Annotated in this window: 21 protein-coding genes; 20 read left to right on the plus strand and 1 reads right to left on the minus strand. The window is 41.1% G+C overall.

The window, feature by feature from the left end; translation table 11 throughout:
• Positions 1-86: 86 nt before the first annotated feature.
• The 13 genes from MLOOGBEN_RS05890 (at position 87) to MLOOGBEN_RS05950 (ending at position 13781) form a co-directional block, all read left to right on the plus strand.
• Positions 87-926 (plus strand): alpha/beta fold hydrolase, encoded by an 840-nt coding sequence (locus tag MLOOGBEN_RS05890; protein WP_179157337.1) that lies wholly within the window; start codon positions 87-89, stop codon positions 924-926.
• Between the two features lie 22 nt (positions 927-948).
• Positions 949-1902, plus strand: a complete 954-nt coding sequence (locus MLOOGBEN_RS05895) for a VOC family protein (RefSeq protein WP_179157338.1) — start codon at positions 949-951, stop codon at positions 1900-1902.
• Between the two features lie 92 nt (positions 1903-1994).
• Positions 1995-3494, plus strand: coding sequence for an FAD-dependent tricarballylate dehydrogenase TcuA (gene tcuA, locus MLOOGBEN_RS05900; RefSeq protein ID WP_179157339.1), 1500 nt, complete (start codon positions 1995-1997; stop codon positions 3492-3494).
• Between the two features lie 189 nt (positions 3495-3683).
• Positions 3684-4880: an acyl-CoA dehydrogenase family protein gene (locus tag MLOOGBEN_RS05905; RefSeq protein WP_179157340.1), complete on the plus strand. Its 1197-nt coding sequence runs from the start codon at positions 3684-3686 to the stop codon at positions 4878-4880.
• Between the two features lie 49 nt (positions 4881-4929).
• Positions 4930-5766, plus strand: a complete 837-nt coding sequence (locus tag MLOOGBEN_RS05910; protein ID WP_179157341.1) for an FAD synthetase family protein — start codon at positions 4930-4932, stop codon at positions 5764-5766.
• Positions 5763-6635, plus strand: a complete 873-nt coding sequence (locus MLOOGBEN_RS05915) for an isocitrate lyase/PEP mutase family protein (protein WP_179157342.1) — start codon at positions 5763-5765, stop codon at positions 6633-6635. Before MLOOGBEN_RS05910 ends, MLOOGBEN_RS05915 begins: the two co-directional genes overlap by 4 nt.
• 18 nt (positions 6636-6653) lie before the next feature.
• A complete protein-coding gene (locus MLOOGBEN_RS05920) occupies positions 6654-8075 on the plus strand; it encodes an FAD-binding protein (protein WP_179157343.1) in 1422 nt (473 codons plus the stop codon).
• A gap of 17 nt (positions 8076-8092) precedes the next feature.
• Positions 8093-8821 (plus strand): SDR family NAD(P)-dependent oxidoreductase, encoded by a 729-nt coding sequence (locus MLOOGBEN_RS05925; RefSeq protein WP_179157344.1) that lies wholly within the window; start codon positions 8093-8095, stop codon positions 8819-8821.
• A 40-nt stretch (positions 8822-8861) separates the two neighbouring features.
• On the plus strand, positions 8862-9308 hold the full coding sequence (locus MLOOGBEN_RS05930; protein WP_179157345.1) for a GlcG/HbpS family heme-binding protein: 447 nt from the start codon (positions 8862-8864) through the stop codon (positions 9306-9308).
• A 6-nt stretch (positions 9309-9314) separates the two neighbouring features.
• Positions 9315-10685 carry an FAD-dependent oxidoreductase gene (locus tag MLOOGBEN_RS05935; RefSeq protein WP_179157346.1) on the plus strand — a complete coding sequence of 457 codons (1371 nt, stop codon included), beginning with the start codon at positions 9315-9317 and terminating at the stop codon, positions 10683-10685.
• 425 nt (positions 10686-11110) lie between these two features.
• On the plus strand, positions 11111-11956 hold the full coding sequence (locus tag MLOOGBEN_RS05940; RefSeq protein ID WP_179157347.1) for an aspartate/glutamate racemase family protein: 846 nt from the start codon (positions 11111-11113) through the stop codon (positions 11954-11956).
• Between the two features lie 36 nt (positions 11957-11992).
• Positions 11993-12787 carry an electron transfer flavoprotein subunit beta/FixA family protein gene (locus MLOOGBEN_RS05945; RefSeq protein ID WP_179157348.1) on the plus strand — a complete coding sequence of 265 codons (795 nt, stop codon included), beginning with the start codon at positions 11993-11995 and terminating at the stop codon, positions 12785-12787.
• Positions 12788-12800: 13 nt separating this feature from the next.
• Complete coding sequence (locus tag MLOOGBEN_RS05950; protein WP_179157349.1) at positions 12801-13781, plus strand: electron transfer flavoprotein subunit alpha/FixB family protein; 981 nt, start codon at positions 12801-12803, stop codon at positions 13779-13781.
• A gap of 101 nt (positions 13782-13882) precedes the next feature.
• Here the strand turns inward: MLOOGBEN_RS05950 and MLOOGBEN_RS05955 are convergent, their stop codons facing one another.
• Positions 13883-16456, minus strand: a complete 2574-nt coding sequence (locus tag MLOOGBEN_RS05955) for a rhamnogalacturonan lyase (RefSeq protein ID WP_179157601.1) — start codon at positions 16454-16456, stop codon at positions 13883-13885.
• Positions 16457-16845: 389 nt separating this feature from the next.
• On the opposite strand from MLOOGBEN_RS05955, the gene bglB reads away from it, so the two are divergent.
• The 7 genes from bglB to MLOOGBEN_RS05990 all read left to right on the plus strand — a co-directional run bounded on the left by bglB (position 16846) and on the right by MLOOGBEN_RS05990 (position 26162).
• Entirely contained in the window at positions 16846-17931 is a 1086-nt protein-coding gene (bglB, locus tag MLOOGBEN_RS05960) for a beta-galactosidase BglB (RefSeq protein WP_179157350.1), read from the plus strand.
• A 27-nt stretch (positions 17932-17958) separates the two neighbouring features.
• Positions 17959-18786 carry a sugar phosphate isomerase/epimerase family protein gene (locus tag MLOOGBEN_RS05965; RefSeq protein ID WP_179157602.1) on the plus strand — a complete coding sequence of 276 codons (828 nt, stop codon included), beginning with the start codon at positions 17959-17961 and terminating at the stop codon, positions 18784-18786.
• A 30-nt stretch (positions 18787-18816) separates the two neighbouring features.
• Entirely contained in the window at positions 18817-20136 is a 1320-nt protein-coding gene (locus tag MLOOGBEN_RS05970; protein WP_179157351.1) for a Gfo/Idh/MocA family protein, read from the plus strand.
• 82 nt (positions 20137-20218) lie between these two features.
• Positions 20219-21250 carry a glycoside hydrolase family 88/105 protein gene (locus MLOOGBEN_RS05975; protein ID WP_179157352.1) on the plus strand — a complete coding sequence of 344 codons (1032 nt, stop codon included), beginning with the start codon at positions 20219-20221 and terminating at the stop codon, positions 21248-21250.
• A 112-nt stretch (positions 21251-21362) separates the two neighbouring features.
• The gene (locus MLOOGBEN_RS05980; RefSeq protein WP_256988911.1) at positions 21363-23438 is read left to right on the plus strand and encodes a glycosyl hydrolase 115 family protein; all 2076 of its coding nucleotides are present in this window, start codon (positions 21363-21365) and stop codon (positions 23436-23438) included.
• Between the two features lie 33 nt (positions 23439-23471).
• Positions 23472-24137 carry a rhamnogalacturonan acetylesterase gene (locus MLOOGBEN_RS05985; RefSeq protein ID WP_256988912.1) on the plus strand — a complete coding sequence of 222 codons (666 nt, stop codon included), beginning with the start codon at positions 23472-23474 and terminating at the stop codon, positions 24135-24137.
• A gap of 33 nt (positions 24138-24170) precedes the next feature.
• On the plus strand, positions 24171-26162 hold the full coding sequence (locus tag MLOOGBEN_RS05990) for a beta-galactosidase (RefSeq protein ID WP_179157353.1): 1992 nt from the start codon (positions 24171-24173) through the stop codon (positions 26160-26162).
• Positions 26163-26172: the final 10 nt, after the last annotated feature.

Below are 26172 nucleotides of genomic sequence, written 5' to 3' on the forward strand. Positions count from 1 at the left end.
ACTTTGTCGAAAAATATTTTTTTGATGCACTATCAATGGCTCAAACCGTTGGTACATCAACATTTATAGAGGGAGGAGAATAGGAAGTGACGAACATTACTCAACAATCAATTAAAACTACTAATTTTGAAACATATTTAAATCGTTCTGGTGAAGGGAACTCGGAAGTGATTTTATTTTTACATGGCTCAGGACCAGGTGTTACAGCGTTTGCCAATTGGCGTTATGCCTTAAATGCCTGCTCAGAAACATATGACTGTCTTGCACCAGATCTTCTAGGGTTTGGAAACAGCAGTCATCCGCAAAGTTTGCCAAAGAATCGACAAGGTTGGATGGATTTATGGGTAGATCAACTTATGGAGCTTCTAGATGATTTAGGCGTTCAAAAGGCCCATTTAGTTGGGAATTCGTTGGGGTGTTCCATTGCACTTGAGCTTCTGTTAGAACACCCAGAGCGATTTGGCCGAGTGGTTTTGATGGGACCAGGAGGAACACCAAATACAAAATTAAGCCCAGAGTTAGCTCGTGCAAAAGGATTTTATGATAATCCATCACCTAAGAAATTGCGTCAAATTATGAGCTGGTTTGTATATGATGCGGAGGCAATGGCGCCAATCATCGATGCAATCACCGATTATCGATATGAAACAGCCATGAAACCAGATGTCCGAATTTCCAATGATTCTATTTTCGCAACAGCTGCGGTGCCTGTTCCTGTAACAGCACTAAGAAGAATCGAGCATCCAGTCCTGCTCGTTCATGGTCGAGATGATATGGTTTGCTCGGTAGAGTCCAGCTATTACTTACTTTCACATCTTCAGAATTCACAATTGCATGTATACGGTAAATGCGGTCACTGGACACAAATCGAAAAGCAGGAAAGCTTCAATCAGCTCATTCAAAATTATTTTGCAGATATCATTTAATTAATAAAAGGAGGAATGTAGAATGTCTTTACCTGAAATTGCAAAGTTAGGGCATGTAGCACTCGTAACACCGGATCTTGAAAAATCACTTTGGTTTTTCCGTGATGTAATCGGTTTAGAAGTAACGGAGGAAGTAAACGGTACGTATTATTTACGTGCATGGGGTGATTTTGAACACCACTCACTTTCATTAACAGCAGGGGATAGAGGATATGTTGATCATATCGGCTGGAGAACGAAGCGTCCAGAAGATGTGGAAGGTTTTGCTCAGCTGCTTGAAAAAGCTGGAACAGAAGTAAAATGGATTGAAGCAGGAGAAGAGACTGGTCAAGGACGAGCGATTCGTTTTAAATTGCCAAGTCAGCATTCCTTTGAAATCTATTATGATGTAGAAAAACCGAAAGCGGATGAAAAAAGACGTTCAGTTTTGAAAAATCAAACATACAAGGCTTGGGCACGTGGCTGCTCACCTAGAAGATTTGACCATGTAAATATTGCTACATCCATGGATGTTCAAGAAATTCTAGATTACTTGGGTAACCAATTAGGCTTTAAGCTGCGTGAATATGTAAGGTATAACAATGAAACAACCTTAGCCGGCTGGATGAGCGTAACGCCTCTCGTTCACGATATAGCTGTTATTACAAGACCACAGGCAAAAACGCCAAACCAGCTTCACCACATTTCCTATTGGCTGGATAACGCACAGGATGTTTTAAGGGCAGCAGATATTTTAAGTGAAGAAGGCATAAAGTTCATCGGTCCTGGTAAGCACGGAGTTTCTCAAGCTTTATACTTATATGTAATTGATCCAGGCAGTGGCTGCCGTGTTGAATTGTTTAGTAATTCCTATTTAATATTTGAACCGGATTGGGAGCCTGTCGAGTGGACAGAGGAGGATCATTCCATTGCTAACACCTATTGGGGCGATTCCGTTATGGACAAGGAAATGAACAAACCAACAATTGAGGCTTAAATTAAAAAGCTGACTCAAAAGTAATTGAGTCAGCTTTTTTCAAAGAGATTTTTAGGTGGAAGTGTCCACCATAGGAAAGAGGGCAGATCGTAATGAGTGATAACAGAATTTATGAAACAGATATTGTAGTAGTCGGTGCAGGAAATGCTGCAATGTGCGCAGCCATTTCAGCTAGGGAAAATGGCGCTAATGTTTTGGTACTTGAAAAATCGCCGGAAGCTGAAAAAGGAGGGAACAGTACCTATACTCATGGTTCCATTCGGTTTGCTTATAATGGTGTCGAAGATTTAAAGGAGATAATGCCAGATCTTTCTCCAGAGGATATTGAGTCTTCAGATTTTGGAGTCTATTCCGAAGAAAATTTCTATGAAGATATGTGCCGTGTAACAGATTACCGGACTGACCCAGAATTAGCTTCGATTCTAACAGGAAAAAGTTTTGAAACGATTAAATGGCTCTCCTCCCATAAGGTACGCTGGGTACCTATTTATGGTCGTCAAGCCTTTAAGGTTGACGGTAAATTTAAGTTCTGGGGCGGAATGATTGTTGAATCCGTGGGCGGGGGACCTGGATTAGTAGAAGCCCTGCATAAAGAAGCATCTTCATTAGGTGTTCAAACTCTATTCAATGCCATGGCGACTGAGTTGATTCATGATGACAATGGTGTGCATGGAGTGATATTTAAGCACAATGGCAAAACAACAAGGGTACATGCTAAAGCTGTGATCTTGGCCTCTGGGGGCTTTCACGCAAATCCTGAAATGCGGACGCGATACTTAGGACCAAAATGGGATTTGGCTCATGCTAGAGGGAGCCGATTTAACACCGGTGAAGGTATTCAGATGGCATTAAACATTGGTGCTCTTGCCACTGGTAACTGGTCGGGCTGCCATTCGGTCGGCGGGGACAGGTATCTCCCAGACTTTACGGAAGGCTTTCAAAAGCTTAGCTATCCTTTTGGAATCATGGTAAACGCAGAAGGAAAGCGCTTTGTGGACGAGGGTGCTGATTTTCGTAATTACACCTATGCAAAATATGGAAGGTTAATTCTTGAACAGCCGGGACAATTTGCCTGGCAGATTTTCGATCAAAAAACAGCTCGACTATTACGAGAGGAATATAAAGGCCGACAGGTTACAAAAGTTAAAGCCAATACTCTGGAGGAATTAGCTGGAAAACTTGAAGGTGTTGACTCTGAAGGGTTTTTACAAACTGTAAAAGAATACAATGCGTCTATTCGGACAGATATCCCGTTTAATCCAAATATCAAAGATGGCAGATGTACAGAAGGATTAGCGGTACGTAAATCAAACTGGGCAAACACATTGGAGGACGGTCCGTTTGAAGCCTATGCCATTACTTGCGGCATCACCTTTACCTTTGGCGGCTTAAAAATTAACTCAACGACTGAAGTTCAAGATGTATTATCCAACTCTATTCCAGGACTATATGCTGCAGGAGAAGTTGTAGGTGGTTTATTTTACTTTAACTACCCTGGCGGTGCAGGATTAACGGCTGGATCTGTTTTTGGAAAAATTGCAGGTGAAAATGCAGCCCAATTTATCAAAATAAAGGAATTACAAAATTCGTAAAAAATTCCTTACTATATTCTGGTCCTGGGGACAAAGCCATTAGTTAAAATCCTAAAAACTAATAAAAGTTACCTAAAAACATTTGAAAATTGAAAGGTTTTTACCCTATAAAAAGGTTTTGAAATTTTCTAAAATTTAAATAAGATCTTAAACGAATACGAGAAATAAAGTTGAAAAGGAGATTTTATAATGAACAAAGTAGCCTATAGTGACACTTATCTTGTAGATAAAGCAAAATTACTTGTTCCAAAGCTAAAGGAAAGAGCTAAAGAAACGGAAGAAATTCGCCGAATTCCTGAAGCAACCATAAATGAATTAAAAGAAGCTGGGCTTTTTAAGCTGCTTCGTCCACAAGTTTATGGCGGTTATCAAACGAGTATGAGAACCTATTCTGATGTTATTATTGAAATTTCCCGCGGCTGTGCTTCGACAGGCTGGATTTTATCACTATGTGCTATTCGTGAACTGATGGTAGCGGAATCATTTACGGAAAAAACACATCAAGAAATATTCGGAGAAAATGAAGATAATGTTCTTTTCGCAGGAGTCTATGAACCTAGAAAATGTATCGCTAGAAAAGTTGAGGGTGGTTATTTAATCGAAGAAGGCTTTTGGATGTTTTGTTCAGGTTCACTTCATGCCACTTGGGGATACTTCGGAATGGCGATCAGGGATGATGAAGGAAACCTTGTAGATCAGGCCTTAATGACAGTGCCTTTTGAAGAAGTAGAGATAATGGATGACTGGCATGTTATGGGCTTGAAGGGTACAGGAAGTAACAGTGTGAAAATGACGAACGTATTTATTCCAGAACACCGAGTGGTTTCATTTGCAGAAGTTCTGAATGGACAATTTAAATCAGATCATCTCAGGGATATACCTTTATATAATACAGCACTTTTTCCAGCTCTAGCATTGTCTCTGGCATTGCCAGGATTAGGATTGGTAAAGGCAGCGTTAGAATTTTTCCAGCAAGTACTGCCTAATCGAAAAGCTGCCCATATTGGTGTAGAAAATTTAGTTGATTCACCTACTCTCCATTCATTACTTGCTGATGCTGCTTTGAAAATTGATACCGCTTCCATGCATTATTACCGTGTGGCAGATGAACTAGATGCATGGGCTGCCAGCGGAGAATTCATGGATAAGCCAGCACGAGTAAAGGCCTTAGCAGATATCGGTTATGCCAATCAAGTAAGTAAGGAAGCACTCGATATTCTAATTCTTGCAAGCGGTTCTGGTTATGTGTATGAAGGTCACCCGCTGCAAAGGATTTTCCGTGATTTTTGGACGCTATATTCACACAGAACACTATCACCTTTAATCACCAAAGAAAATTATGGCCGCGTTCTATCCGGCTTAGAATCGAATGCACTGAGATATTAGGACACTCCTAATCTATCAAAAAATCTTAATCAAGAAGAAAGGAGACTATATGGAAACGATCTATATAAACCATGATAATTTAGCAGACTGGCAGGGAAAAGCAAATGCATGTGTAATGGCCCTTGGTTTTTTTGATGGACTACATTACGGACATCGAGAAGTAATTAAAACGGCTTTACGGATAGCAAAAGAAAAGGATGTATCGCTCGCAGTTATGAGTTTCTTTCCACATCCAAAGTCTGTCCTGTCTAATGGGGAAAAACAAATTGACTATTTAATGCCGCTTTCTGTTAAGGAGAAAATTCTCTGGGGGCTTGGAGTCGATACGTTTTACATTGTTGAATTCACTAGGGGATTTGCCGCTCTTTCACCTGAACAATATGTTAAAGATTATCTGGTCAATCTAGGGGTTATCCATGCAGTCGCTGGTTTTGATTTTACTTATGGTTCTAGGGGAATTGGAAATTTAGAGCGGTTGAAAAATGATTCCGGAGGAATCATTGATGTGACAAAGGTGGAAAAAGTGGCATGCCGTGGCGAGAAAATTAGTTCTACCAGCATTCGTGAAAGATTAGTTGCAGGCAATGTGGAGGAACTGCCAGATTTTCTTGGGTGCTCCTATGAAGTAGAAGGAATGTGGGATGGTCAATTCTTCAAACTAAATCCATACTATACACTGCCTGCCCCCGGAAGGTATACGGTAACGATTAAAATAGGAAATTTCTCAAAACTTACAGAAGTGATCGTGGAAGAAAAATCTATCAAACCTGTTTCAGAACTGCCGTTATATATATTTGGGGAGCTATCGATTGTTTGGCATCAGCGTATCTCCGAGAAGGCTCCCTCTTCTCGTTCTATTTTAAAAGTTGGAGGATTAACTCTATGAATAAATGTCAAGATTTTCAAAAGCTGCTTCGGGAGCCAGGTTCCTTTATCCTTCCTGGAGCCTATGATGCGATGTCAGCGAAATTAATAGAAGAAACTGGCTTTAAGGCGATTTACGCAACAGGAGCAGGTATATCCAATGCACAGCTTGGCTGGGCTGACGTAGGACTCACTTCTCTAAAGGAAGTGGTTGATATTGTTGCAAGAATGGCCGACGTTACCAATATTCCAATAGTAGTAGATGGAGATACTGGGTTCGGAAATGCAATCAATGTGATTCGGACTGTAAAAGAGTTTGAACGTGCAGGTGTCGCTGCCATTCAAATGGAAGACCAGGTATCACCAAAGAAATGCGGTCATTTTAACGGAAAAGAAGTCATTACGAAGGAAGAAATGGTCGGAAAAATCAAGGCTGCCTTAGATGCAAGGAAAGATGAAAATCTTGCCATTATGGCACGTACAGATGCAATAGCCGTTAATGGTGTTGAAGACGCGATAGACAGGGCCTTTGCTTATTATGAAGCGGGTGCAGACATTATTTTTGTTGAAGCACCAAATACGATTGAAGAATTACGGCAAATTACCAGTTCGCTAAAAGGAATCCCACAGGTTATTAACTTAGTAGAGGGCGGCAAAACCCCGCTTATTTCCTTAAAAGAAGCAGAGGAAATCGGTTTTAAAATCATGTTGTGTGCAAATACTGCTCTTCGTTCAGCTATTAAAGGAATCACAGAATCCTTAAGAATTCTGAAAGAAGACGGCTCTCAGGAAAATCTATTACCTTTAATTTGTACTTGGGAGGAAAGACAATCACTTTTCAAATTGGGTCAAATCAAAGAGTGGGAAAAGAAGTATTTATATAATAATTAATACTAGGAGGTAACGAAAGTGGATAGAGAATTGGATTATGACATTGTAGTAATTGGCTGCGGTGTGGCAGGAACAGCAGCAGCTTTGTCCGCTGCGGAAAGTGCCAAGAAGGCAGGAAGAAATTTACGAATTGCGATCTTAGAACGCACGGATTACGATCATCGGGGCGGAAATTCCAGATGGACAGCCTCTTACATGCGAATGAAGAATATTGATGAAATCGCAGATAACTTTGTAGAAGATATGATGGCATTCTCAGATGATTTCTCCGATAGGGAGTACATAGAAACTCTCGCAGAAAACGCTGGCAGTACACTAAGGTGGGTCGAGGAAAAAGGGGTAGATTTTGATTACTTGCCAACGATGTTTTTAACTTCTTCCAAACCGAGGCTGCTTCCAGTTGGCGGCGGCCGGGCAATCATTGATACATTATCACGCCGTGCTGGCGGACTTGGTGTCGAGATTATTTATGAAGCGACTGCTTGGAAATTACTCCTCGATGATGAAGGTGCGATAAATGGACTGATGGTTCGGGTTAAGGGTGGAAATTCTCTTCAGTTGAAAGTCGGTGCCATTGTTCTTGCAGCTGGCGGATTCCAGGGAAATCAAGAGATGATGGCACAGTATGTTGGCAGGGATGCACATAAAATTCGTACCGTTGCAGAAGGCGGACTTTACAACAAAGGGGAAGGTATTCGGATGGCCATGGCAATAGGGGCGAAAGGAGCGGGGCAGTTCGATGCCTTTCATGCAGAACCAGTTGACCCGAGAAGTAAGCGGGAAGAAGCAGCCGTTATGACCTACCCTTATGCAATTTTGGTTGATAAAAATGGCAACCGTTTTGTCGATGAAGGAATTTCCACTATAGATGAGCAATACGAAGCGGTAGCCCGCAAAATCTTCTACGATCTCTCTGACCATATCGCTTATATGATTAGTGACCAAAAAATGTACGACATTCCGAATTATGAACGAGCAATCGAAACGGATAAACCGGCGATTGAGGCCGATACACTAGAGGAATTAGCTGTGAAAATTGGGGTGCCTGCAGATCAATTGATTGCAACAGTGGAATCCTTTAATGCTGCCGTACAGCCAGGGGAATTCCACTGGGATAAGAAGGACGGAAAACAGGCTGTGGGAATTAATCCGCCAAAATCAAATTGGGCCATTACGATTGATAAGGCGCCATATATTGCCTACCCAATTGTCTGCTCCAATGTTTTCACTAATGGAGGCATTGCTTCTGATACAAATGGCAGGGTTTTATCGCAGGATGATGATGTAATTCCAGGATTGTACGTCGCAGGTGAAACAGCCGGTCTATACTATGGAAAATACCCTGGCGGCACATCCGTGCTCCGAGGACTGGTGTTTGGCCGACGTGCTGGTGAGCATGCAGCTTCTTACGTTAGCAGTGATAAAAAACTTGGGGTGTAAAGAAGGGGTGATTAACTTTGGATTTGAAAAATAAAGTTGCATTTGTAACTGGCGGCGGCAGGGGAATTGGTCGGGAAACATGTATACTCCTAGCAAAACAGGGAGCAAAAGTAGCCGTTTTTTCTCGCAGTTTAACAGAAACTTCGGAAGTGGCTGCTTTTATTAAGGAAGAGCTAGCTGGCGAATCCATCGCTCTCTCGGGTGATGTACGCTCTGAGGACGATGTGAACAAAGCTGTTCAGGAAACGGTAGAAAAACTCGGAAGTATTGATATTTTAATCAATAATGCCGGTGTCATGCTGCTAAAGCCATTCGATGAAACGACAGTTGAAGAGTGGGACTTTGTCCAAGAAATCAATACCCGCGGTGTATTTTTATGTGCGAAAGCAGTAGTACCGCAAATGAAAGAGAAAAGAAATGGTGTCATTATCAATCTATCATCTATTTGGGGAACAAAAGGCGGTCCCGATAGAAGTGCCTATATTACTTCGAAATGGGCCGTAATTGGTTTTTCCAAAGCATTAGGAGAAGAGTTAAAACCGTTCAATGTTAGAGTAAATGCGGTTTGCCCAGGTCCAGTAGACACAAAGATGATGGAAGATATTGCACCAGATGCGTACAAAGATAATTGGTTACATCCAATTGATATGGCAACTGTAATTGTTGATTTATGCCTGCCAAAAATGAAAGCCGTTTCGGCAACAGTAATTGAAGCTTTTGGAAATGGAAAACCTGTAAATTTATAAAAATAATAAACTATTATGTTGATAGAAATGGGGAAAGAAGATGGAAAATTTTACAACAGCAATTGAATCAAAAAATATTAGCTTAGCTTTAGCAAATAAAATGCTCGAAGCTGCATTAGCAAAGGGACAAGAACTAGGAATGCCGTTTAGTATTGCGATTGTTGACAAACCAGGTAATTTAAAAGCATTTTATGCGATGGATGGTGCTCCAGTTCTAAGTCTTGACATCGCTCAAAATAAAGCATTTTCTGCTGCCGCTTACAATCGTGCCACACATGAATGGTATGACAGGCTGAAGGATGATCCTCCATTGCTCCATGGTATCGTACATACACCTAGACTCGTTATTTTTGGCGGCGGATATCCAATCAAAATCAATAACGAATTAATTGGTGGAATTGGGGTTAGCGGAGGACATTATTCTCATGATATGCAGGTCTGCCAAGCAGGCTTAGAAGTGTTAAAAGCCTTTGAATCAGAGGAGTGATAGCATATGGAATGCTATGAATTGATCATATTAGGCGGCGGACTTGCAGGAATGTGTGCAGCAGTTGAGGCTGGGGAGCAGGGCGTTAACGTCCTGCTGCTTGAAAAGCAGGATGAACTTGGCGGCAGCACGGTCCTCAGCTCAGGGTATATGGCATTTGCAGGGACGGATATGCAGGAGAAAGCAGGAATCATTGATTCAACAGAATCACTATTAGCTGACATGGTGGAAGTTGGCGGTGGGGTAAATGATCAAACCCTAGTTGCAGCTTATGGCAAGCAGCAGCTAGAAACCTATCAATGGCTGGTTGACCACGGTGTTGAGTTCAGATCGTTGGAAGCGGTAAGTGGTCATAGTGTTCCACGTGGGCATATTATTGATCCTCATCAAGCAATCCAGTCCTTATACCGAAGGGTTAAGCAGTTACCAAACGTGACAATTTGCTTTAATGCTCCAGCACGAAGACTACGTAAGAATGCTGAAGGTCGGATTGATACGGTATTATATGAGGCCGAAGGTGCAGAGAAACAAGCGCTCGCGACTAAAGGGGTATTAATTGCCTCTGGAGGGTTTGCTAAAAGTGAAGAGCTGCTTGGTCATTTTGCACCGCAATTAAAGGGAGCATTAAGGATAGGTGGTGCTGGGAACCACGGTGACGGAATTCGGATGGCTTGGGAACATGGTGCATGGGTCCAGGATCTGCCGTATTTAAATGGAACGTACGGTTTCCATCCAAGTGCAGCAGGACCGGTAAAGTCGCAGGGCTTGGCTTTTTACAAAGGTGCAATTATGGTTAATCAGTTTGGCAGAAGATTCGTTAATGAGTCTATTTCTTATAAATTATTAGGTAAGGCAGCTTTCGAGCAGCCGGAGCAGATTAGTTATCAGGTTTGGGATCAGACTGTCATGGATAAGAGTGTATTTGATGATCCCCTCTATGACTTTGAATTGTTAAAAAGACGCCGACTGCTATACAAGGCTGATACCTTGGAGGAATTGGCAGATTGCATTGATGTTCCAATAGAAGTATTGGAAGATACCATTTCTAGATATAATCAAGGTGTTCTTAACGGAGAAGATCCAGACTATGGCAGAAATTCTTTGACACATAACTATGGAAAACCAACACCAATTGAAAAAGCCCCATTCTATGCATTCGAATCAACGGTCGCTATGCTGGCAACCTATGCAGGTGTGTCTGTCAATGCTGAAGCCCAGGTAGTAAATTCTTTCGGTGAGCCGATTCCAGGATTGTATGCAGCGGGAGAAGTAACTGGAGGATTCCATGGGGCCGGATACATGACGGGAAGTTCGTTGGGGAAGGCAGCTGTATTTGGAAGAATAGCAGTTAGGCAGGCATTAGCAGAAAAGCAGTGATTTAATTTTTTGTGATTGGAGGAACGAAGATATATTGGAGAACTCCATTTTATTTTTAAAAAGGCTTTTTTTGGCATAGATTGATGTTACTTAAGGTTCCTTAAGGACAAATCAGATGTCCCGTCAGAAGGATTAGTCCTTAATCAAGGGTCTTAAGGACAAATCACACTGCCTGTCAGAAGGATTAGTCCTTAATCAAGGGTCTTAAGGACAAATCACACTGCCTGTCAGAAGGATTAGTCTTTAATCGAGGGTCTTAAGGACAAATCACACAACTCGTCAGAAAGATTAGTCCTTAATCGAGGGTCTTAAGGAAAATCGCACATCCCGTCAAAAGGATTAGTCCCTAATCCAGAGTCTTGTACAAAAGCATCAAAGTTTATGAAATATCCATATACAAATCTATGAAAAAGGAGGTCTTCTGTATGAAAATTTGGCATCAAAGTCTTACAACTATTGACCGGGTTCCCCATTATCGGGATGCAATCATCAAACATGTTAGCAGAATTGCTCGCCCGGATGTCGAAGTGGTTTTACATGGTATGTCAGAAGAGACGTATCCTTCCCACTACCCTGGAATTTTTATTACCCATTCCTACCTGCAAAATCTCCACCGGGAACAGTTCGTACGAGCTGCACTTACAGCTGAAAAAGCCGGGTACGATGCAATGTTCATTGCAACCATACCGGACGTAGGGCTTTTAGAAGCACGTACGTTGGTAGATATTCCTGTGGTGGGGTATGGTCAAGCCTCCTTCCATATGGCATCCATGCTTGGGGACCGTATAGGAGTAGTAAATTTCCTAGCTCCATTAGCAGATCAACTCCGTCAGAATGCTGAGAAGTACGGATTAGGAGGAAAACTTGGTCCAATCGCTCAAACTGAGGTGGGCTTTGACGACATTATGGCCGGTTTCAATGACCCTGAACCGATCATCGAATCCTTCAAAAAAGCAGCGGAGCTGGCTATCGCAGAGGGAGCCGATGTGATCATCCCGGGCGAGGGTCCGATGAATGTCTTTTTAGCTACACATGGAATTTCTAGAATTGGTGATGTACCAGTGGTTGATTCCTTTGCGGCTGGAATCAAGATGTGCGAGTCACTTGTAGATTTGCGCAAAAATTCCGGTGTCTATATGACCCGTCGTGGATTCTACAATGCAAAGCCACCTGTTGAGGCAGTGGAAAGACTAAGAGAAATGTACGGACTCATACCTTCTCCTCATCCTAAAGACGACAAAGGGCTATCCGTTAAAGGAATAGGAGTTTAAAACGAAAAAGTGAACAAATAGAGAGGTGAAATTGAAATGCACATCGTTGTCTGCCTTAAACAGGTTCTAGACCCGGAAATTACACCAAAATATTTTAAAATAGATCCCGAGACGAATCGTCCTGAAAATTGTGACACTGATTTGGTACTCGACTCGTTTGCCGAGAATGCACTTGAACTAGCTGTTCAGCTTCGTGATAAGGTTCCTGGAGCTACTGTAACAGCACTTTGTCTAGGTGATGAGGAATCGGAGGAGGTACTACGTAGGGCTCTCGCCTTTACTGCGAATGCAGCTGTAAGGGTGTGGGAGGAAGAATGGGAGAATCTAGACGGACAGGCAGTTGGCCATATTCTAGCACAAACCATTAAGTCCTTAGGTGGGGCACAACTAGTGCTGACAGGTTACCAAGCAAGTGATATCGAGGAAGGTCTCGTTGGACCTGTGATGGCTGAAGAACTAGGAATTCCTTGCGTGACACTTGTTTCAGATCTTGAGGTGGAAGAGAATAGTGCAAAGGCTACTGTTGAAGTTGAAGGTGGATATGCGGTTGTTAGTGTTCCATCTCCTGCGGTATTTACCATCATAAGCTCTGAGACAAACGTTCCAAGGCTTCCGAAGGTCAAGGATATTAGACTTGCGAGAAGTAAACCAATTGTGCTATTAGAATCAGATGATCTTAATCTTGATCATGAGCGCTGTCAACCAGGTGTTAAGCTGGAGCGGGCATACGTCCTGAATAAGGAAGTTGCTTGCGAGGTCCTGCCTGGTGATGATGGTGCTGATCTTGCTAGTGAATTAGCTGATAGGCTATTGGCACTCAAGCTTTTATAGGAGGATTTCAACTATGTCGAGAATTCTTGTATTTGCAAATCAACAGGGGGATGGATTGAGTTCAGGTGCCAAGGAAGCGCTAGCATTTGGCAGTCGCTTGGCTAGTTCAACTGGCGGCGAAGTTCGTTCTGTCACACTTGGACCCTTCGCTGAGGCCGGCGCTAAGGAAGCAATAGCTAGTGGGGCAAGCATCGCTTACACCATTGCTAATCCTTTGTTAGCTGAATATGATGTTGAACTGTTTGTGAACAGCATCCATACAGTTTTTCAACAGTCTGGAGCCGATATCCTTATCCTGTCCTTCGACAAAATGGGGAAGGATTTAGTAGGCAGATTAGCTACACGCACTGGCGCATCTGCTATTACGGAAGTAGTTGATTTTCATACCAGCAACGACAAACTAACATGGGTTCGCCCAATCTATGGTGACAAGGCATACGGGGAATACACTACAACCCGTTCTAAGGTGGTAGTTGGTCTCCGCCAAAAGAGTCAGGAGTTAGCGGAGTTTGACGAGACAGCAACGGGTGAAATCATTCCAGTAGATTATTCTCCTTCAGAAGAGATAATTGTAACGAAATTAGTTGTGAAGATTCAGTCGGCTTTGTCAGATATTCGGCTCGAAGATGCGTCAATTATTGTTTCTGGTGGACGAGGTATCGAAGGTGCTGAGGGCTTCAATATGCTTCATACACTGGCAAACTTACTGGGAGGTACTGTTGGTGCTTCGCGAGCAGCCTGTGATGCGGGCTGGGTTCCTTCTAATCTTCAAGTGGGGCAGACTGGTGCAGTTGTGGCTCCAGACCTTTATATTGCTGTAGGCATTTCAGGTGCCAGTCAGCATTTAGCAGGTATTACAAATGCAAAAACTGTTGTTGCGATTAATACAGATGCCGAGGCTCCAATCTATAAAAGAGCAAATATAGGAGTCGTAGCTGATTATAAGACTGTCATTCCGGCACTAACTGAAAAATTAAAAAAAGTCCTAGTATAATATAAAGAAGCGTTAAAAAGGTAATAGGTGCCTAATAAGCCTCTAAAATAAAAACAACCACCTAACCAATTGGCAGGGTGGTTGTAATTAATATTAAGCCGTTATTTTAATTCCAACATGTCAATTAATAATTGAGCTTTGTGTGTCAAGTTCAGTTTTGCACTAGTAGAGATGTAAGCAGCGTTACTTTTATTGTTAATTTCTGATATATATTTCTCGATGAATTTTAGTGCTTGATCATCAGACCCTTTTTCCAAGTGGTGTTCTGCTTGTTTGAATGAATTTTCTAATTTGGAAGCTAACGGTCCAGTCAATTCTTTATTTAAATTATATTCTGCCATTGTTTTTTCCAAAACTGACATCAAACCTGGTGTCGAAAGATTTGGAATAGGGACCTTTGCCCAATCAGTATCACTTCCGAAGTAAAAGCTTGTATAGGAAGGCTGATTATAGGTTGTACTTTGTCTTGCCACCTCTACACGGTATTGAGCATCATGCATCAACGTATACAATTTGTGGTCAGTCACCTCAGTACTTGTGTAAATACGAATCGCTGAACTATCAGCTGTTCTGACTAGAAGTTCTTCTCTCCAGTCACCCATGATGTCTGCAACTAAACTTGGGTTACCCTTTGTGCCGTTATTAGTTCTAGTACCCACTGCTGTAAGAACTCTGCCTTTCTGCCAGTCTTCAATAGTGGTATCTGCATTACCTGAGCCATCTACAATTTGAGTAGTCATATCAGCGGCCCATTTAATATTCATATTTGTGCCAGGTGCAGTGGAAGAAATTTTTTCGCCTGCTGCTGTCCATAATCCTACACCTGTATTAGCCCAAGTTTCTAAACCAGGCTGGGATGGATCTATATCACCGACCATTCCTCGTCCTGTATCCCTGCCGGTATAGCCTCCATAAAGAATTTCCCCTGTTTTAGCATCCCGTAATGAATAACCGTAAGGAGCCCATGCACCGCCTTCATGTACCATAAAGATTTCCATTCCCGGCCTGTTTGGATCAATATCGGTTACGTGCATCGCATCTCCATGGCCAAGTCTGGCTGTGGTTCCAGGTGCTCCACTTTCTGCAGGCATTGTATCCATTGAACTGTATAACAAGGAGCCATCATCATCAATAGTCGCACTGCCGTATACGATTTCTTGTTTGCCATCGCCATCAACATCTGCTGCACTCAGCGAGTGTGCACCTTGAGTTGTCAGGGCACCAAATTCCGGATCAGTCCCGTCTCTGCCATGTGGCCCATCATTAAATGGATTTGTCATTGGTGTCCATCCGCTGTCAACAGTCCAATTTTCTTTTAGTTCTTTACCATCCCAGCTATATGTAACGAGATTGGCTCTTGTGTAATAGCCGCGGGCAAACACGGCGTATGGCTTTTCACCATCAAGGTACGCAACATTCGCAAGGAAACGGTCGACACGGTTACCTGGTTCAATTCTAGACATGGCATAATCGCCCCACATCAGGCCATCATCATGTCTGCCTGGTTTGTAATCAATTGTATCCATTTCTTCGCCCGTTTCACCATTGAAGACCGTTAAATACTCTGGACCCTCTAAAATAAAGCCTTCAAACGCACGTAAATTATTCCGGGAACTTCGACCTGGTGCATATTCATCGATGAAATAATCTGTTAAACTCTCAGCATCCGCTTTTGATAATGGATAGCTGTATTGATTATCAATACCAAAGGCTTCTTCAAGCGTGCTTGGCCAATTTCCGTTCACCACTTCTTCATGCTCATGCCAGCCCATAAACATTTTTACAACATGATTATAATAGTCTTCGCTGCTCATCCGGTAATCATCTTCATTACTATATCCAGCATCGATATCCTTTTGAGGCATGGTAATAAATTTTTCAGAGGTGACATTTCCTTCTTTATCAAACTTAACAATCTTAGTACCAGGTGCAGTTTTGAACATAATTTCGGATTTGCCGTCACCATCAAAATCATAAACTAAGAACTGGGTATAATGTGCACCAGAACGAATATTAACGCCCAAGTCTATCCGATATAATAGAGTCCCATCAAATTTATAACAATCAATATAGGTGTTGCCGGTGTATCCTACCTGCGAAACGTCCTTTGAGTTGGAAGGATCCCACTTAACAAAATACTCATATTGTCCGTCTCCATCAACGTCTCCGACACTCATATCATTTGCAGAATAGGTATAATTCCCACCTGCAGGAGTGACACCATCAGCTGGTTTCTTAAGCTGTAAATCAACATAGGATTGCTTCCAAGGTGTAATAGTAGAACTTTGATCCAGCTCTTTTCCATCTAATACGGAACGAACATAATAGCGGGAATCGGAGTCGCCATCTTGATCTACAATGTTGGTGCTGTCTTCAACACTTGCAATCAAATTACCATCACGATATACATTGAAGTTGACACCTGTTAATCCTGTTTCAGAATAACTTTTTGCCTCATTAGCTAATAATCTCCAGCTTAGGAATACTCCCTCAGAAGTTGGTGCAGCAATTAAGCCTCTGTCGAGATACTCTAATTGGATGCCTGCTAGATTACTAGGTACATTGTTTTTCTGGACCTCAACAGCAGATACACCAGAAACACCTGTTAATAAGAGGGGCAATGCTAAAGCAGTGGATAATACTTTCTTTGTAAAAGTCTTCTTCAAATTTGTTATCCTCCTTCATTTTTTTTGATACGGTTCTTCATAAAAGATAAGAATGAACACGCTTACAAAAATTATATTTTAAATATTCCGAAAACCGAATTTAATAATCAGTTCTCTTTATCAAAAAAACAGTGCTATCTAGTAAGAAATACCACCGAGTATGTCTATTTTCATAGACTAAATGACCTATTAGACTACAAGTTGGATTATCATCATCAATTCTCCATGAAAAAACCGCTAAATAGAACGAGTGAAAACACTGTTTTTTAATAAATAAAAACTGAATTTTACATTAAATACTTAAATTAGTTTAAATATAATGAAACTGTATACCCTGGAAATCTTTTTTTTAAAATTAACCTTACCAATTTTCACTACATAAGAGGAGGAAATCATAAATGCATAGACTTGAAATTGAACAGAAAATTGAACTCTTGATTGATAACTTAATTAACCTAAACGATCCAGACGGGAAATATGCGATACCGCTGGCTGATGGCAGAAAAATTGATAATAAGAGCTTTAACTATTGGGAATGGACAGCAGGTGTAGGCCTTTATGGAATGATGAAATATTATAAATTAACCAAAAAGGAAGAAGTATTAACTATTATTGTAAAGTGGTTTGATGATCAGTTTAAAGAACCTCCTGTCGAAAAAAATGTTAACACGATGGTACAAATGTTAACGCTTGCATACCTGTATGAAGAAACAGGGAATCCAACCTATCTTCCATACCTAGAAACCTGGGGTGACTGGCTGTACTACGATATGCCAAGAACTAAGGATGGCGGCATCCAGCATGTTGTTTTTGGAAATGAAAATTATCAGCAACTATGGGATGACACGTTAATGATGAGCGTACTGCCTTTAACAAAAATTGGTTTATTGTTAAATAAACCGGAATATGTCGAAGAGGCTAAAAAACAATTTTTGATACATATAAAGTATTTATTTGATAAGAAAACTGGATTATGGTTCCATGGGTGGACATTTGAAGGAAATCACAATTTTGCAGAAGCATTATGGGGGCGTGGAAATTCTTGGGTAACGATTGCGATTCCTGAATTCCTGGATTTAGTAGAATTAAATGAAAAGGATCCCGTTCGTCAAATCCTGATTGATACGTTAGAAAGACAATTAGAAGCACTTGAAACATGCCAAAATGAAAACGGTTTATGGCATACCCTGCTGCTCGATCCAACCTCCTATGTTGAGGCATCCTGCACAGCTGGTTTTGCTTTTGGAACATTAAGATCGGTCCGTAAACGCTATGTTGGAAAGAAATACATGGATATGGGATTAAAGGCCATTAAGGCTGTTATTGAAAATATAGATGAAACTGGAGAGTTACAGCATGTATCAGCTGGAACAGCAATGGGGGAAACACAAGAGTTTTACAAGCAAATCCCTGTCACAGCTATGCCGTATGGACAATCAATGGCGATTCTATCACTAGTAGAATACTTACATTACAGAATATAAAAAGAATTATAGGTGGGGATGTAAATGATGAACATTGGAATAAGAGCACATGATATTGAAAACCTGCCACTGGATGAATTAGTACAAAAAATTGATGGTAAAGGATTTACATCCGTTCAGTTGGCTTTAAGTAAATCATTAGCGAACATGAATACGGATACAGGTAGTTTAAGTCCAGGTTTTGCCCAGTATGTTGGAAGTGTATTCGCAAAGTATAAAGTTCAAATTGCGGTATTAGGCTGCTATTTTAATATGATTCATCCGGATTCAGATGAGAGAAGAAAAGGGATGGAGCGCTTTAAAGAGCATATCCGCTTTGCCAGGGATTTTGGCTGCAGCATCGTTGCGACGGAAACCGGAAACGTAAATGCAGAGATTTTCTATACCGAAGAGAACTTCAAGGAAGAACCTTTTTTAGAAGTGGTTGAAAGTGTCACTGAACTTGTTAAGGAAGCAGAAAAGTTCGGAGTCATTGTTGGTATTGAAGCAGGAGTAAACCATCCTGTCCACTCGCCGAAAGTAATGAAGAGACTCTTAGATTCTATCCATTCTAATAATTTACAAGTGATTCTTGACCCGGTAAATCTATTAACAATAGATACATACCAAAATCAAGAAGAGATTTTTCAAGAAGCCATGGATCTATTTGGTGACAGAGTAGTCATGCTGCATGCAAAGGACTTTATCATTGAAAACAACCAGCTAATACCAACCGCAGTTGGTAAAGGACTATTAAACTATGAGTATATTTTGAACGTTGTAAAAGAGAAAAAACCATATATAAACATCCTATTAGAAGAAACAAAAGAACCATTTATTGATGAAAGTATAGCTTTCTTAACGGAGAAATATTAACTTTCACTGATATTACCAAGGGGGTTGACAATGAATAGAATCGTAGTTTGTGGGTTAAGTAATCGAGCATTAGGAATGTTTATTCATTCAATCGTTCATCAATTTGGTTCAAACAATCAAGTTGTAGGAATACTTGATACCGACCCGCGAAGAATAGAAATCTGCAAAGATAGTTTTTCTGAATTAAAATCTGTCCCTTCTTACAATCCAGATCAATTCCAACAAATGATTGACGAAACCAATCCTGACACAGTCATTGTAACAAGCAGAGATGATACCCATATTGATTATATATTACAAGGTTTAGAGAATAACCTAACCGTAATTACAGAAAAACCAATGGTAACAAAGGCGGAGGATGCTAGAAGAGTAGTAGAAGCAGAACAGAAAAGTAAGGGAAAAGTAATCGTCGCCTTTAACTATCGATACAATCCGTTCCACCGAAAAATAAAAGAGCTGATTCTAGAAGGAAAAATAGGCAGAGTCACTTCCGTAGACTTAAATTGGTATATTGATACCTATCATGGCGCCAGTTACTTTAAAAGATGGAACCGCAGCCGAAATTTTTCAGGCGGCTTATCGATCCATAAATCCACACACCATTTTGACCTAGTCAACTGGTGGCTTGAGCAGAATCCAGAAGAAGTATTTGCATATGGGGCCTTAAATTACTTCGGAAAGGACGGAGAATTTAATCCAAGCCAAACCGATAACCGTTATTGTAGTACATGTGACGAGAAACTCTCGTGTGCATACTATATGCGCTGGTCAAACCGTAGAAATAATATAGCAGTTAAAGACGACCATATTAAAGCCGATAGCATAGAAAAGTCGGCACAAAACTATACCCATTATCGTCCTGATTCTTGTATCTTTGATCACGAAATTGAAATCGAAGATACCTATGTAGCCACTGTTAAATATGATAAAGGTGCATTCTTAAGCTATTCCGTAAATTTCTCGCTTCCATATGAAGGATATCGGTTAGCCATTAATGGAACGAAAGGAAGAATTGAAACCAATGAATTTCACGAACCAAGCCGAATTCCATTTTCTGTTCCAGAACAAACGATTGAGTTCTATCCATTATTTGGCGGGGCAAAAGAGACCATTCATGTTCTCCAAACCGGAGGGGGACACGGCGGCGGAGACCCTGTATTGTTAGAGGACCTCTTTATGGGAGTTGACCAGACTCGTCCTTACTCCATCTTAGCTGGTGCAGAGGCAGGAGCATACTCAATTGCAGTTGGTGAAGGCGTATGGCGTTCCGTGAAAGAAAATAAACCGATGAAGATTAAGGAATTATTAAATAGTAATGTAGATCTCTCTTTGCAAAAGTCTGTTTTTTAGAGCTTTTGGTGACCGTTGAACACAGAAAATCGAGGTAGAGGGAATCAATGGGCCTTTTGGTTCCAAATTAAGGAGGATATGTATGCCACAGTTAGTACTTGAAGAAAACAAGGTATCTCAAGCAATTGAGACGGTTGTTGAAAGAACATATAATATGGATTTTAGTTGGGATTGGCCAGGAGGTGTTGCTTTTTTTGGTGTAGCCGAAGCATATGAAGCGACCGGAGAAGAGAAATACCTTCAAAAGATTAAGGAATGGGTTGATGCAGAATTAGAGGATGGGCTGCCAAGGTTAACGGTAAATGCCTCCTCGATTGGTCACGTGCTATTAACTCTATACAAAGCGACCAATGATGAAAAGTATATAGAGACAGCAATAAAAATGGCAGATTATCTCCTTCATGATGCCGAGAGGTTTGCGGATGGAGTGTTGCAGCATACTGTAAATGGCACGAAATATCAATTCCCAGAGCAGGCATGGGTTGATACCATGTTTATGGCCGGATATTTCCTTTTGAGAATCGGGCACCTGTTAAAAAGGGAAGAGTATTTTAACTTTGGATTAAAGCAATATCATGGTCATGAAAATTTTCTCCAGGATGATAGGACAAACCTGTATTATCATGGCTGGGATAACATCGCCCAAAATCATATGTCCAGTATTTTCTGGGCACGGGGAAACAGCTGGGCTGCTTATACAATGGCCAGAGCACTAGAACTTATCGAGGTTCAGCATCCATCATTTATGGTGATTCAGGGTTCGTTGCGTGATCAGTTAAGCTCATTAGTAAGATTACAATCAGATTCAGGTCTTTGGCATACGATTGTTGACGACCCGGACTCTTATTTAGAAACTTCAGGCTCAGCCGGGATTGCTGCAGCACTGTTAACGAGTGGGAAATTATACAATAAATATACTCAAAAAGCAGTTGAAGCCATTCTCAGCCAAATCAAAGAGGATGGTTCTGTTATGGGGGTTTCTGCAGGAACGGCTGTAATGTTTGATGCCGATGGATACAAAGAAGTCCCTTATAAACGTGTACAGGGATGGGGACAAGGACTAGTACTGGCCTTTTTATCGTTACTATTAAAAAGAGAAAATAGACAAGAGTAAAAAATAACCTGTGGAATAACTGGATGTTCCACGGGTTATTTTGCAGGTAGAACTCTTATTAGTTAAGAGATTAAGAGATTAATAGAAATTACTGATAAAGGAGGATTAATCATTGAAGCTTTCCTATCTAGTGATCGATGGTAATTCCACGTTCTCCCTGCCTGCAACGGTCACCACCCCGGTCAGGCATGCAGTGGACATGATCATGAGAGATCATGAAAAGGTATTTGGAAAAATGCCAAAACTCTGTTCTCCAAATAGTGAGGCTGCCGATATAGTCATTCGATATGCCGCACATAATGAGGAATGCCCACAAAGACCAGAAGCCTACGGCTTTCGGTTTACAGAAAACAATGGGAAGTGTTCTTTCCAAATCATTGGCTATGACGATTTAGGAATCATCTATGGTTTACTTCATTACAGTCATCAATACTTAGGTGTGGACCCTTTTTGGTTCTGGGCAGATTTGCAAATTATACCCAAATCTGAGATTCATATACCAGCTGTAGAGTTTAATTCCTCTGAAAAAAAGGTGAAATACCGTGGCTGGTTTGTCAATGATGAGGTCTTTCTGATTGGATGGAAGGAAGATTACCCTCCGTCAAAAGAGGTATGGTATCCCGTTTTCGAAGCATTATTAAGGTGCGGCGGGAATATGGTTATCCCCGGTACTGATCTACCGAAAAATGGCATTCATGGTGATTTAGCAGCGGAAATGGGTTTATGGGTTACCCATCATCACGCTGAACCTTTGGGGGCAGAAATGTTCTTAAGGGCATTTCCAGGAAAGAAACCCAGCTACAAACAAAATCCAGAGTTATTCGAGTCTTTATGGGAAGAAGCCATTGAGAAACAAAAGAATGAGAAAATTGTCTGGGTACTTTCGTTTCGCGGACAGGGAGATGCTCCTTTCTGGCAGTACGATCCGGAATTTGATACACCGGAAAGTAGAGGAGCTATGATATCAAAAGTTGTGCATAGGCAATTTGAAATGATTAGGAACTCCGTTGAAAACCCTGTCTGTTCCATGGCTTTATATGGTGAAATATCCGAACTGTACAAAGCAGGACATGTGAAGGTACCTGAAGGAGTTATTAAAATATGGGCTGATAATGGGTATGGGAAAATGGTGACCCGGAGACAGGGAAATGAAAACTACAGGATTCCTTCTCTTCCGGCAGCTAATGAAACAGGGGAGCATGGAATTTATTATCATATAACTTTCCATGACCTCCAGGCTTCGAATCATTTAACGATGTTTCCATCTCCGCCAGAACTTATTAAAGAGGAGCTAGAAAAGGCGTTTGATGCTGGTGCATTATCCTACTTGCTGCTTAACAGCGGCAATATCCGCATGCATCTTTACCCGCTGGATATTGTCAGTGAATTATGGAATCACGGCACTATAAATATAGAAAATCATTTACAAACATATATTGAACGACTTTATGGAACTGAAAACAAAGAAATTGCAATGCTTTACAAAAGATATTTTGAAAATACTATTTTCTATGGTCCTCATTCAGATGACAAAGCAGGGGATGAATTTTATCACCATCCTGCAAGGAAGATTATTGGACATTGGCTTCAGGGGAAAACAAATATTCCGATGGAAAGACTGTACTGGGCCACAGGAGAAATTACTTTTACCGATCAAGTGAATTGGTTCTTGAAAAAGTGTGAAATTGGGTTAGTACATTGGGAAGAATTTTTAAATCAGTGCAGGAATCTCTCTTTGAAGCTGCCAAAAGAAGACCGTCAACTTTTCTCCGATCAGCTGATTCTGCAAGCGGAATTACATGCCTTCGGATGTAAAGGTTTTATATCCCTTTGTAAAGCCTATCTTTCTTTTACCAAAAATGATAATCCGCTTGCTTTTGTCTATGCATCGAAATCAATCGATCATTACAAGGAGTGTAAACGAGCTTTAAAACGTGCAGAGCATGGAAAGTGGGAAAATTTTTATCGTGGTGATTGGTTAACAAACATTGACAGCACCATTTATTCTTTGGAAGCTCTGCGTAAATTTCTACGGATGCAGGGAGACAGTCCTGATTTCTTTTTATGGTACAAAGAGTACCTAATGCCGGAAACGGAAAAGTATATTTATTTGGAGAATACTCACCGAAATCCGTTATCAGATGATGAACTGGCACGAAGATTAGCAGTTAAGTTCCTTCAAGATTAAGGATTAAACGATATTTAAAGGGAGGGGATAATATTGACGAATATATTCTTAGCTGGTGACTCTACCGTTGCGTGCTGTCCGCGGAATGAGGCGCCAATGGCCGGCTGGGGGCAAGAGTTTCAATCCTTTTTTTCAGAAGGCATTAAGGTTCATAATTTTGCAAAGGGTGGAGCTAGCACCAATACTTTTATTGAAATAGGTTATTTAGGTATAATACTAGAATTCATTCAGAAGAACGATTACCTGTTTATTCAATTTGGACATAACGATCAAAAATCGTTCGGTACCCAGCCCTTTACCACCTATCAATCATATTTGACGGAATATGTAAACTGTGCACGGGATAAAGGTGCAATCCCGGTCTTAATTACTTCTGTTCACCGAAGAAATTTTGATGAAGAGGGCCGAATGGTAAATACTCTCGGGGACTATCCGGTATCGATGATGCAATTAGCAGAAAAACTGGATGTCCAGCTTATTAATTTATGGAAAAAAACAGAAAAGCTTTATCAATCATTAGGCACTGAAGGCTCAAAACAATTATTCATTTGGTTTAGTGCAAATGAAAATCCAAATTACCCTGATGGCATTCAGGATAATACCCACTTTTGTGAACACGGTGCAAAGGAAGTCGGCAAACTGGTAATCGAAGGGATAAAAGAATTGCAATTACCAATTACCCAGTTTATTAAGGAATAGATTGATAGAACTCTGTAAAATGAGGTGAAATAGATGAGTAAGAAATTATATCATGGTGCTGCATACTACCCAGAGCTATGGGATGAAAAAGTAATCGAAGAAGATATTATCGAAATGAAAAAGACCGGTATTAATGTTGTCAGGATCGGAGAGTTTGCCTGGGCATCGATGGAGCCTGAAGAAGGTAAGTTTGACCTTAGCTTTTTTACAAGAATGATTAACCAACTTTATGAAAATGGTATTGAAACGGTCATGTGTACACCGACACCCACTCCTCCTATCTGGTTTTCTCACAATCATCCAGAACGGATGTATGTGGATGCTGACGGAAAGGTAATGGGGCATGGCTCAAGGCAGCATGCCTGTACCAACCATCCTTATTTTAGAGAAAGAGCAGCACTTATCACGGAACATATCGCAAAAGCATTAGGAAGTTTGCCAGGTGTGATGTGCTGGCAGCTGGATAACGAGTTTAAGTGTCATGTCAGCGAATGTATGTGTAATACCTGTAAGGAGTTATGGCATGTTTGGTTAGAGGAACGCTATGGAACGATTGAAAATCTTAATGACGCATGGGGAACAAAAATTTGGAGTGAATATTATCATAGCTTTGAACAGGTGCCACAGCCAGGGACGGCACCATTCTTACACAATTCTTCACTGAGTACTATGTATCAATTGTTTTCAATGGAAAAAATTGCTCAGTTTGCCGATGAGCAGGCTGAAATCATCCGGAAATATTCCAGTGCCCCTATTACCCATAATAGCTCTGTTTTCTTTAGTGTAGATAACGAAAGGCTATTCCAAAACCTGGATTTTGCATCTTTTGATACGTATGCAGCCATCGATAATTTTCCAGCTTACTTGATTAATAGTGACCTGTGGAGAAATCTTAAAAAGGACAGACCTTTCTGGGTTATGGAGACGAGTCCATCCTACGCCGCGTCATTAGAAAGCTATGCAAGCCCACATCCAAACGGGTATTTAAAAGTGGAAGCAGCAGCCGCTTATGCACTGGGAGCAGAAGCCTTTTGTTATTGGCTTTGGAGGCAGCAGCGTTCGGGCTGTGAACAGCCGCATGGTTCTGTCTTAAGTGCCTGGGGTAAACCTACGATTGGTTATCAAAATGTCTTAGAAGTGGAAGAAATGCGAAAAGAATTTGAACCAATTATCGTATCGACTAAACCAAGTCAGGCAGAAGTGGCTATCACTTATTCAGACAGGGCTAAGGCTTTCTTAAAAACAGAACCACATCGAAGCTTAAATCATCGCGGTTTAGTTACTGATTTTTACAAGCGTATTTTATCAATGGGTATTCATCGCGATGTGATTCCGGAAGGTGCAGACCTTGAGGGGTATAAGGTACTTTTCACTCCATTTATTCAATATTTGTCACCTGAATATAATGCCCGGGCACGGCAGTTTGTTGAAAATGGCGGGATTTGGATTGCAGGACCATTAACAGGTGGACGAACTGAAAATCATACCGTCCATACTGATAGGGCATTAGGTGAACTTGAAAAAACAGCTGGTGCTGAAGTATTATTTACCTTTCCTTTAGATGATACCGGGACAATCGGACGTGCTTTTGATATCTCTGCTCCTTTAGGACTGTGGAGTTCAGTTATGGAGGCAGACTCCAATCAAGCAGTCGGCATCATCGAAGAGGGACTTGCTAAAGGGAAATCCTTTATCACAGAGCATAAGCTTGGTGCAGGAAAAATGGTTATGCTTGGCTCAATGCCAATGGGCGAGACGGGGGATGTGTTACTAAGGAAGCTGATTGAGCACTACTCACAAGAAGCAGGAGTTACCCTCCGAACCGACGTTTCAGAAGGGACTATCGTTGCTCCACGCCAGGGAGCAGGTTATTCTATTTGGTTTGTAATTAATATGGATGGTAATGGAGGAAGTGTTACCATTCCGCAGACAGGAATAGATTTGCAGACGAATAGTGCAGTAGAACCAGGAAAACTGAAACTGGGAAAATTTGAATATAAAATAATTCAATTCAATCAAAAGTGAATTTTTAAAG

This window comes from Bacillus sp. EB106-08-02-XG196, from assembly GCF_013396335.1.
Lineage (GTDB): Bacteria > Bacillota > Bacilli > Bacillales > Cytobacillaceae > Neobacillus.

Excerpts from the sequence above, each read along its gene's own strand:
- MLOOGBEN_RS05895 (WP_179157338.1), top strand. The coding sequence starts at position 949 with ATGTCTTTACCTGAAATTGCAAAGTTAGGGCATGTAGCACTCGTAACA.
- tcuA (WP_179157339.1), top strand. The coding sequence starts at position 1,995 with ATGAGTGATAACAGAATTTATGAAACAGATATTGTAGTAGTCGGTGCA.
- MLOOGBEN_RS05905 (WP_179157340.1), top strand. The coding sequence starts at position 3,684 with ATGAACAAAGTAGCCTATAGTGACACTTATCTTGTAGATAAAGCAAAA.
- MLOOGBEN_RS05910 (WP_179157341.1), top strand. The coding sequence starts at position 4,930 with ATGGAAACGATCTATATAAACCATGATAATTTAGCAGACTGGCAGGGA.
- MLOOGBEN_RS05915 (WP_179157342.1), top strand. The coding sequence starts at position 5,763 with ATGAATAAATGTCAAGATTTTCAAAAGCTGCTTCGGGAGCCAGGTTCC.
- MLOOGBEN_RS05930 (WP_179157345.1), top strand. The coding sequence starts at position 8,862 with ATGGAAAATTTTACAACAGCAATTGAATCAAAAAATATTAGCTTAGCT.
- MLOOGBEN_RS05935 (WP_179157346.1), top strand. The coding sequence starts at position 9,315 with ATGGAATGCTATGAATTGATCATATTAGGCGGCGGACTTGCAGGAATG.
- MLOOGBEN_RS05940 (WP_179157347.1), top strand. The coding sequence starts at position 11,111 with ATGAAAATTTGGCATCAAAGTCTTACAACTATTGACCGGGTTCCCCAT.
- MLOOGBEN_RS05945 (WP_179157348.1), top strand. The coding sequence starts at position 11,993 with ATGCACATCGTTGTCTGCCTTAAACAGGTTCTAGACCCGGAAATTACA.
- MLOOGBEN_RS05950 (WP_179157349.1), top strand. The coding sequence starts at position 12,801 with ATGTCGAGAATTCTTGTATTTGCAAATCAACAGGGGGATGGATTGAGT.
- bglB (WP_179157350.1), top strand. The coding sequence starts at position 16,846 with ATGCATAGACTTGAAATTGAACAGAAAATTGAACTCTTGATTGATAAC.
- MLOOGBEN_RS05965 (WP_179157602.1), top strand. The coding sequence starts at position 17,959 with ATGAACATTGGAATAAGAGCACATGATATTGAAAACCTGCCACTGGAT.
- MLOOGBEN_RS05970 (WP_179157351.1), top strand. The coding sequence starts at position 18,817 with ATGAATAGAATCGTAGTTTGTGGGTTAAGTAATCGAGCATTAGGAATG.
- MLOOGBEN_RS05975 (WP_179157352.1), top strand. The coding sequence starts at position 20,219 with ATGCCACAGTTAGTACTTGAAGAAAACAAGGTATCTCAAGCAATTGAG.
- MLOOGBEN_RS05990 (WP_179157353.1), top strand. The coding sequence starts at position 24,171 with ATGAGTAAGAAATTATATCATGGTGCTGCATACTACCCAGAGCTATGG.